The sequence below is a fragment of the Mycobacterium sp. TH-M25 genome, assembly GCF_057473665.1.
The window spans coordinates 1-8,724 of record NZ_JBYCLA010000138.1; the positions used below are offsets into that span (position 1 = coordinate 1).

8 protein-coding genes are annotated in these 8,724 nt (G+C 66.2%); 3 read left to right on the forward strand and 5 right to left on the reverse strand.

Features of this window, described 5'->3' with window-relative positions; all coding sequences use genetic code 11:
• Positions 1-537 (forward strand): alpha-E domain-containing protein (locus AC2VOU_RS04740; RefSeq protein WP_486956314.1); only part of this gene is annotated, 537 nt, incomplete at its 5' end.
• Between the two features lie 9 nt (positions 538-546).
• Here AC2VOU_RS04740 and AC2VOU_RS04745 read toward each other — a convergent pair.
• Positions 547-1,602, reverse strand: coding sequence for a zinc-binding metallopeptidase family protein (locus tag AC2VOU_RS04745; protein ID WP_486956315.1), 1,056 nt, complete (start codon positions 1,600-1,602; stop codon positions 547-549).
• Complete coding sequence (locus tag AC2VOU_RS04750) at positions 1,595-2,551, reverse strand: transglutaminase family protein (protein ID WP_486956316.1); 957 nt, start codon at positions 2,549-2,551, stop codon at positions 1,595-1,597. Before AC2VOU_RS04750 ends, AC2VOU_RS04745 begins: the two co-directional genes overlap by 8 nt.
• Positions 2,552-2,985: 434 nt before the next feature.
• On the opposite strand from AC2VOU_RS04750, the gene AC2VOU_RS04755 reads away from it, so the two are divergent.
• Positions 2,986-3,342, forward strand: a complete 357-nt coding sequence (locus tag AC2VOU_RS04755) for a transglycosylase family protein (protein WP_486956321.1) — start codon at positions 2,986-2,988, stop codon at positions 3,340-3,342.
• 184 nt (positions 3,343-3,526) lie between these two features.
• On the opposite strand, the gene aspS is transcribed toward AC2VOU_RS04755, so the two are convergent.
• On the reverse strand, positions 3,527-5,311 hold the full coding sequence (aspS, locus tag AC2VOU_RS04760) for an aspartate--tRNA ligase (protein WP_486956317.1): 1,785 nt from the start codon (positions 5,309-5,311) through the stop codon (positions 3,527-3,529).
• Between the two features lie 59 nt (positions 5,312-5,370).
• Between aspS and AC2VOU_RS04765 the strand changes: the two genes are divergently transcribed.
• Positions 5,371-6,252, forward strand: a complete 882-nt coding sequence (locus tag AC2VOU_RS04765; RefSeq protein WP_486956318.1) for an oxidoreductase — start codon at positions 5,371-5,373, stop codon at positions 6,250-6,252.
• A 17-nt stretch (positions 6,253-6,269) separates the two neighbouring features.
• Here AC2VOU_RS04765 and AC2VOU_RS04770 read toward each other — a convergent pair whose 3' ends face one another.
• Together AC2VOU_RS04770 and AC2VOU_RS04775 are read right to left on the reverse strand one after the other, a co-directional pair.
• A complete protein-coding gene (locus AC2VOU_RS04770) occupies positions 6,270-7,895 on the reverse strand; it encodes a hypothetical protein (protein WP_486956319.1) in 1,626 nt (541 codons plus the stop codon).
• On the reverse strand, positions 7,888-8,724 hold an 837-nt coding region (locus AC2VOU_RS04775; protein WP_486956320.1), incomplete at its 5' end, for a sulfotransferase family protein. The genes AC2VOU_RS04770 and AC2VOU_RS04775, both read right to left, overlap by 8 nt.

Below are 8,724 nucleotides of genomic sequence, written 5' to 3' on the forward strand. Positions count from 1 at the left end.
GTGCAGGACGTCGGCTGGTCCATGATGGACATCGGCAAGCGGATCGAACGTGGGCTGGGCCTGACCGCCCTGCTGAACGCCACGTTGACCACCGTCCTGGCGCCGGCCGCCGAGCGGACCGTCATCGAATCGACGCTGATCGCAATGGAATCCGCGGTCATCTACCGTCGTCGTACGGCCGGCCAGGTCAACGTGGCAGCGCTGGCGGAGCTGATGCTGTTCGACTCGACGAACCCCCGGTCGCTGGTGTATCAGCTGGAGCGGCTGCGAACCGATCTCGGCGACCTGCCCGGCTCGTCGGGGTCGTCCCGCCCGCAGCGGATGGTTGCCCAGGTCAGCACCCTGCTGCGACGCTCGCATCCCGCCGAGCTGGAAGCGGTCTCTCCCGACGGACGCCGCGACAAGTTGGCCGGACTGCTCACCACCACCCATACCGCCTTGCGCGAACTGGCCGAGGTCATCACCGCAACCCAACTGGCCCTGCCGGGCGGCACCCAACCGCTGTGGGGTGGTGACGAGCGGCGGACGATGCCGTGACCGGCGCGCTCACGCGCTGAGCGTGCCGGACCTACCCGATGCCGCGGTCACCTCGTCGATGACCGAGTGGATGAATTTCATCTTCTCCAGCACCGCGACTGGCAGCACAAACGGATACAGGTCGTCGTGGCCCATCGACCGGTTCACCATGTTCAGTGACCAGGACACCGGTAGCCACATGTCGATGATCGTCATGAATGCGCTGGGACCCAGCACCGGCCGATCGAAGGTGGCCGTCGCCGGCGCGAAGCCCGACCATGCCGCCGTGTCCAGCGTGTCCCGAATGTGCAGGTAGTGCGCGAACGTCTCCGCCCAGTCTTCGGCCGGATGCATCGTCGCGTACGACGACACGTACGTCTGCTCCCAGCCCGCGGGCACGCCCTCGCTGTAGTGCCGGTCCAGGGCCGCCTGATAGTCGGCATTCGGGTCGCCGAACAGCTGGTTGAAACGCGCGACGAACTCGGCCGACGGCGTAATCAGCCGGTAGTAGTAGTAATGCCCAATCTCGTGCCGGAAGTGCCCGAGCAGAGTGCGATAGGGCTCGTCCATCTCGACCCGCAACTGCTCGCGGTGCACATCGTCGCCCTCGGCCAGATCCAGTGTGATGACGCCGTTTTGGTGCCCGGTCGTCACCGACACATGCGCGCTGGACAGCAGCCGGAACGCGAGGCCGTAGTCGGGATCCTGGGCACGCCCGACGATCGGCAGCTTCAACTCGTGGAGTTCGGCGATAAGCCTGCGCTTGGCGGCCTCGGCGCGCGCGAATTCGGCCAACCCTCCGGGGTCGGCGTCGTTGGGCCGTTCGCTGGTGAGCACACACGAGCTACACAGCCAGGTCGGCGTGCGAATCGGGACCAGCCAATTGCATTCTGCGAGATTGCGATTGGCGCACAGTTCGTACTTGCCGGCACTGACGAATCCGGCGCGGGCGGCGTCATCGCCGGTGGTGATCACCAGCAGTGCCATCTCCTCGAGCGAGAAGCCCAGCGCACTGCCGCACGCCAGGCAGGCCGAGTTCTCAAACGTCAGCCGCTGACCGCAATTGGGGCAGTGGAAATCACGCATACAGTTCGCCACCTTCGTAGGGTGCGACGTCGACCGCGACGTCGATCGCGCTGTTCTTGGCATTGGTGTAGATGATGCCGCGCAACGGCGGTACGTCGGCGTAGTCGCGGCCCCGCCCGACGATGATGTATCGCTCGTCGACCATCTGATCGTTGGTGGGATCGAGTCCCAGCCACTCGAATTGGCCGGGCGGCTGCGGCGTCCACACCGCCGCCCAGGCGTGCGTGGCGTCGATACCGATCATGCGGTCCTTCCCCGGGGGCGGGACGGTGGCCAGGTAACCGGATACGTAGCTGGCCGCTAACCCGTTGGCGCGCAGACAGGCGATCGCCAGCCTAGCGAAGTCCTGACATACCCCTTCCCGCGCGTCTAGAACCTCGTCGACGCCAGTCGACACCGTCGTCGACCCGGAGCGATAGGTGAAGTCGGTGTAGATCCGCGTGGTGAGGTCACGCAGCACCGCGACGAGCGGTCTACCGGGCTCGAAACTCGGCGCGGCGTACTCCCGCACTGCGTCGGTGATCTCGGGCGGGTTCAGGTCGAGCGTGAACTCGCACGCCAACGCACCGCGCACGCCCACTGGGCGGGCGTGCTCCCAGGGGTCTAGCGCCGGCCCGGCACCCCAGCGCTCGGGCGGCGACGGATACACCTCGACGATGGACTCACTGGTGACTGTCAGCGCGCGATGTGGCTCGGTGACATGGAAGTACGAACTGATGTTTCCGTAGGTATCCGGGCTCGTCGAGCTGTCGGCTGGCGGCGGCGAGATCCGCAGGTCGTGGAACAGGCAGCGTTGCCGCGGCAGATCTCGCGGAGTGAGAAAGCCGCGACCGTACGAACTCGTCACCACGTCTGAGTACCGGTACTCGGTGCGATGGATGATCCGGTAGCGGGCGCCCCGCGCCGGCGGATGCCGATCCGGATCACTGGCCTGGCTCGGCGATGTCACGCTGCAACATTAGTGACGCCCGGGGCGGCGCGCAGCCGCGCCGCCTGACGTACTCCACACGCTGTCCACGCACGCCCACCCAAACGCCTGGTCCGGGAGCTTTCCGGAACGTCTGGCGACGCGTCGGTCCGCAACTCATATCACTTGAGTAACAACAGCATCACGAGTCACTCTAGTTAACTCCATCACGGCAAGATAACTTCTTCCTCATATAACTCAGTAGTTATAAACCGTATCACTAGGTATAAAAATTCACTCTAATTAACATCAGCAACGTAAAACGCGTTATTAAACTTTAATCTCATTGATTACTAAAGCCCCACTCATTGACTCCTTTCACGCCGACTTGTTAGACCTGTTAAATGAGTCATTTAGCTGGGCTACTGAGCACACTGTGCAAGCACCTGGCGATAGCCACCCTGGTGGTGCTGGGCATGACACTGCTGGTCGATCCGACCACCGGCGTGGCTTACGCAGACGGGATGAACTGGGACGCCGTGGCACAGTGCGAATCGGGCGGCAACTGGCACGCCAATACGGGCAACGGGTTCTACGGCGGGCTGCAGTTCAAGCCCTCTACCTGGGCCGCCAACGGCGGCATCGGCGACCCGGCGACGGCCTCGCGCGAAGAACAGATCGCCGTGGCCAACCGGGTGCTGGCCACCCAGGGACCCGGCGCGTGGCCAAAATGCGGTGGCAATGGCCAACTGTTCCCGATCCAGATCGTGAACCTCTTCTTGCACCCGGTGCGGGGCACACTGTCGACGCTGTGGTCTCTGGTGCCGCACTGAGCCGTGCACGGACGGCGTGACGACCCCGTGATAGGTGCCGTGATAGCCCCGTAACCGTGAGCTTCGAGGGGTCGGTTGACGGGCTAACTACCGGGCGGGGCTAACGGTCAAGACTGTGCGGGCCGCGGGCACGGGGATACCGCCGAGATCTACGCCCGCACAGAAAAGCCGGGGCGAAGCGGGTCTAGCGTCGATCTCGATTCGCCTCGGGCACAACATCGATGCCCGATTCCTTGCGCTGCTGCGCCGTGATCGGCGCGGGGGCATCGGTCAACGGGTCGACGCCGCCGCCGGACTTGGGGAAGGCAATCACCTCGCGGATGGAATCCGCCCCCGACAGCAGCTGCACGATCCGATCCCAGCCGAACGCAATGCCGCCGTGCGGCGGGGCGCCGAAGGTGAACGCGTCCAACAGAAATCCGAACTTCTCTTGCGCCTCGGCAGCACCGATGCCCATCATCGCGAACACGCGTTCCTGCACGTCGCGGCGGTGGATACGAATGGAGCCGCCACCGATCTCGTTGCCGTTGCACACGATGTCGTAGGCGTCGGCCAGTGCGCTGCCCGGGTCGCTGTCGAAGGTGGCCTCCGAGTCGGACTTCGGTGCGGTGAACGCATGATGCACCGCGGTCCAGGCACCGCTGCCCAGCGCGACATCGCCGGCGGCGGCGGCGTCGTCGGCCGGCTCGAACAACGGGAAGTCGACGACCCAGGTGAACGCCCAGGCGTTCGGATCGATCAGGTCGAGCCGCTTCGCGATTTCGTCGCGCGCCGCACCCAGCAGCGCACGAGACGCTTTCGCCGGCCCCGCCGAGAAGAAGATGCAGTCGCCGGGTTGCGCGCCGACGTGCGCGGCCAGGCCGCCGCGTTCGGTGTCGGACAGGTTTTTGGCCACCGGGCCGCTCAGCGTGCCGTCGTCGCCGACCAGCACGTAGGCCAGGCCCTTGTGGCCGCGCTGTTTGGCGAACTCTTGCCAGCCGTCCAGTGTCCGGCGCGGCTGTGCCGCCCCGCCCGACATCACCACCGCGCCGACGTAGGGCGCCTGGAAAACGCGAAACGTGGTGTCGGAGAAAAACTCTGTGCATTCGACGAGTTCAACCCCGAACCGAAGGTCAGGTCGGTCCGTGCCGAAGCGTCGCATCGCCTCGGCATAGCTGATCCGCGGTATGGGAGTGGGGAGGTCGTAGCCGATCAATGCCCACACCGCTGTGAGCACCTGCTCGGCGGTGGCGATGACGTCGTCGGCCTCGACGAAGCTCATCTCCATGTCGAGCTGGGTGAACTCGGGCTGGCGGTCGGCGCGGAAATCCTCGTCGCGATAGCAGCGGGCAATCTGGTAGTAGCGCTCCATGCCGGCCACCATCAGCAACTGCTTGAACAGCTGCGGGCTCTGCGGCAAGGCGTAGAAGGAGCCGGGCTGCAGCCTGGCCGGGACCAAAAAGTCGCGCGCACCTTCCGGCGTCGAACGCGTCATGGTCGGGGTCTCGATCTCGACGAAGTCCCGCGCGGCCAGCACGCCGCGCGCGGCGGCATTCACCTTGGAGCGCAACCGAATCGCGTTGCCAGGCCCGTCCCTGCGCAGGTCGAGGTAGCGGTAGCGCAGCCGCACTTCCTCACCGGCGGGCTCGTCGAGCTGAAACGGCAGCGGCGCGCACTCCCCCAACACCGTCAGCGACGTCGCGTTGACCTCGATCTCGCCGGTGGCGATCTCGGAGTTGGCGTTGCCCTCCGGGCGGATCTCCACCACACCCTGGATCGCCACACAGAACTCGGCGCGCAGCCGGTGAGCCTGGGCCAGCACGTCGGTAGCACGAAACACCACCTGCGACACCCCCGTGGCGTCACGCAGATCGATGAAGATCACCCCGCCGTGGTCGCGGCGGCGCGCGACCCAACCGGCCAGCGTCACCTGGTGCCCGGCGTCGGTGGCCCGCAATGAACCGGCGGCATGACTGCGCAGCACAAACACTCCTTGTCAGCGGTGGGAAGGACAGCTCAGTCTAGAGGCGGGTAGTTTCAGTGCTCGTCATGGATATTGCAGTTGTCGGTCCAGGCGCCGTCGGTACGACGGTCGCCGCCTACCTCGCCGCCGCCGGTCACGACGTTCTGATCTGCGGCCGGACGCCGCGGGCCCGGATCGAACTGCGGCCCGACGGCACCGATCCGATCGTCGTGGCCGGGCCGGTGCGCACCGATCCCGCCACAATCACGGCCCCGGTCGACGTGGTGCTGCTGGCAGTCAAAGCGACACAGAACGCCGACGCAGCACGGTGGTTGAGCCGGTTGTGCGATGCGGACACCACTGTCGTCATCCTGCAGAACGGCGTCGAACAGGTAGAGCAGGTACAGCCGTGCTGTCCGACCTCGACCGTCATCCCCGGCATCGTCTGGTTTTCGGCGGAGACTCAGCCCGACGGCTGGGTGCGACTGCGCACCGAGGCGCGGCTGGCGCTGCCGACCGGGCCCGCGGCCACGACCTTCGCCGAATTGTGGCGCGCGGCGGGCGGTGTCGCCGACTGCGACCCCGACTTCGTCACCGCCGCGTGGCGCAAACTGCTGGTCAACGCGGTGGCCGGGCTGATGGTGCTCACCGGCCGGCGATCGGGCATGTTCCGTCGCCACGACCTCGCCGACCTGGCGCAGCGCTACGCCGCAGAGTGCGTCGCCGTCGCGCGCGCCGAAGGCGCCCAGCTGGCCGACGACGTGGCTACCGGCACCGTGGAGATGTTTTGCGCGGCGCCCGTCGACATGGGCACCTCGATGCTGGCCGACCGCGAGGCCCGTCGCCCGCAGGAGTGGGACATCCGCAACGGGGTGATCATCCGCAAGGCCCGCGCCCACGGGATCCCAACGCCGATCAGCGACGTGCTGGTACCGCTACTGGCCGCGGCCAGTGACGGCCCGGGCTAGCCGGCCTCCGGGGCGACTCAGAACAGGCTGGACAACAGCGCCGCAGCCTGGGGGAACAGATCGGCGAACGCGCCGCTGTCGAGCGCTGCCGAGGGATCGAGACCGCCGAGGAGGTCGGCGGCGGCCGTCGACGCCCCAGGGTCGGCGAAGGTCGTCGACGAATCGGAGGCTAAAGCCGCGGCCGCGTCATAGGTGTCGGGAACGTTGACATCCCCGAACGGGGTCACGAAGGTATCGGTGATGGTGTTCGCGCCACCGGTCGTCGAGGGAATGTCGGAGTAGATGTTCTGGTAGCCGTCACCGTAGTTGTAAACCTCGAACACCGAGCCGTCCGGCGGAGCGTCCCCGGTCGACGAGGTGACCACGAGTTGTTCCTGGGTGGTGTCACCGAAGATGATCGTGCTCTGTGCCACGTCGGCGTCGAAGGTCCCGGTCTGGCCGGTGGCTGTGTCCGTGTAGTCGAACGACTGAGTTCCCTGCACATCGATGTCCTCGGGCTGAATGCCGTCGATTCCGACGATCGTTCCCGAGCCGACCGGGGTGATGTCGTAGCTGTTGGGCAGGTCGATGGCCGTTCCCACCGGCGAGGTGCCGCCGAGTTCACCGGCGAGACCGGCGGCCGCGTCGAAGTCGACGGGAATAACGGACGAGCCGTAGGGGCTGACAATGGTGTCGGTGACCGTGTCCGCGCCGCCCGTTGCCGAGGGGATGTCGGAGTAGACGTTATAGGTGCTGTCGTTGGTGGCGGTGTCGGTGAAGAAATAGTCGTACACCGAGCCGACCGGCGGGGCGTCGCCGCTGGACGAGGTGATGAGGAGGTCCTGGGTGGTGTTACCCGCGGCATCCGAGCTGTTGGCCACGTCGGCGGTGAAGGACCCGATCTGGGTGCCGCTCGCGTTGTCGACGTCGAATGTCTGGACTCCCAGCAGGTCGTAGTCCGCGGGCGGAATCCCGTTGACTCCGTCGACGGTTTCCGGACCGGACAAGACGAATGTGTCGCCGGTGAAGCCGGCCCCGGCCCCGGCGGTGCTCACCGGGGCGACGGTGCTGCTCGCGTCATACGTGGTGGAAATGTCGAGGCCGGCCACGGTATAGGACATCTGGTCGCCGGTGGACGTGGGGATGTCGGAGTAGACGACCGGGATGCCGCTGCTGTAGGTGTAGGTGTCGAAGACCGAGCCGACGGGCGGAACGTCCCCGGCGGCGGTGCCGACGTTGGTGGCTGCGCCGTCGGAGGTGACCAGGATTTCCTGGTTGGTGTCGCCGAAGACATCGGTGGTATTCGTCACGTCGGCGGTGATGGTCCCGACCTGAGTGCCGCTCGCGTTGTCGACGTCGAACGTCTCGGTGCCCTGAACGCTTCCGCCCGCCGCCGGCGGAACCTCGACCGAGAAGTTGCGGACCCCGCCGTCGGCTACGGTGTCCGCGGAACTGGGAACGAGGTCGTAGTTTCCGTAGTCGTCGTCGGCGTTGGCGACCGCCAACGGAAGCAAGGCCAGGCCCAGCAGTCCGCCGGCGGCCGTTCCGATCTTGCCGACACGACGCGTCCTCGACGTCGCCGAGCCCGCGGCCAAACGCACTCGCGGATCGACAAGTGCAGGGCCCGAAAGCTTTTCGCGCTTCGCGATCGCGTACTTAGCCATGTTGGTGATCCTTTCGGTGTCCATCGCTGGTCGACGAGAGCCCGTATGCGTCGTAGACAAAGCCCAGGTCTGCCCGGATCCGCTCGGGGCTCAGACCGAACTGCGCGGGCGAATGCCCGTGCTTGCTGGTGTAGTTGCGCTGCCGCTCCGCTTGCGCGCGAACTTCCTCGACGAATGCCGCCGACGGCGTGATCTCGACGAACTCGAGGATGCGCTCCATCGTCGGTTCGAGATCGTTGATCAGGTCCTCATAGCGCACGATGCACAGGTTGCGCTCGGGAATCGCGCCGGCCGCATGAGCGTCGTGGAAGTGGCGCAGCATGTCGCACGATGCCTGGTACAGGTTCTCCACCCAGCGGCGCTGGTCTTCGTCGGTGGTGCGATTCCACACGTCGTAGCCGTTCTCGAGCACGCTGGCCAGCAACGACATTCCCGACGGAATGACCTCGACCGGGTCACGGATGACGTAGACGAGCTTGCAGTCCGGGTAACGCCGCAACACCGCGTCCAGGCGCATGGTGAGCATGCTGGTCTTGGCCAGCACGCGGCCGGCGCCCTTGAGCGTCAGGTTGCGCCGCCAGCAGGCGTCGTAGTAGTCGAAGAAACGTGCTTCCTCACCCGGCGTCACCCCGTCGATCGCGAACTCGCGGCGCGACAATTCGCTTCCCCAGGTGTCTTGCCAGGCACGGAAATAGGCCCACGCGAACGGGCCGGCCATGGTCCGGAAGAACCAGGCGACGTCGTCGGTCTCGATGCCGCGCAGGCTGGTGTCGTGCACGTCGGATGGGTGGTAGCGGGCCGGCGACAGCTTGTCCAGCCTGGGCACGAT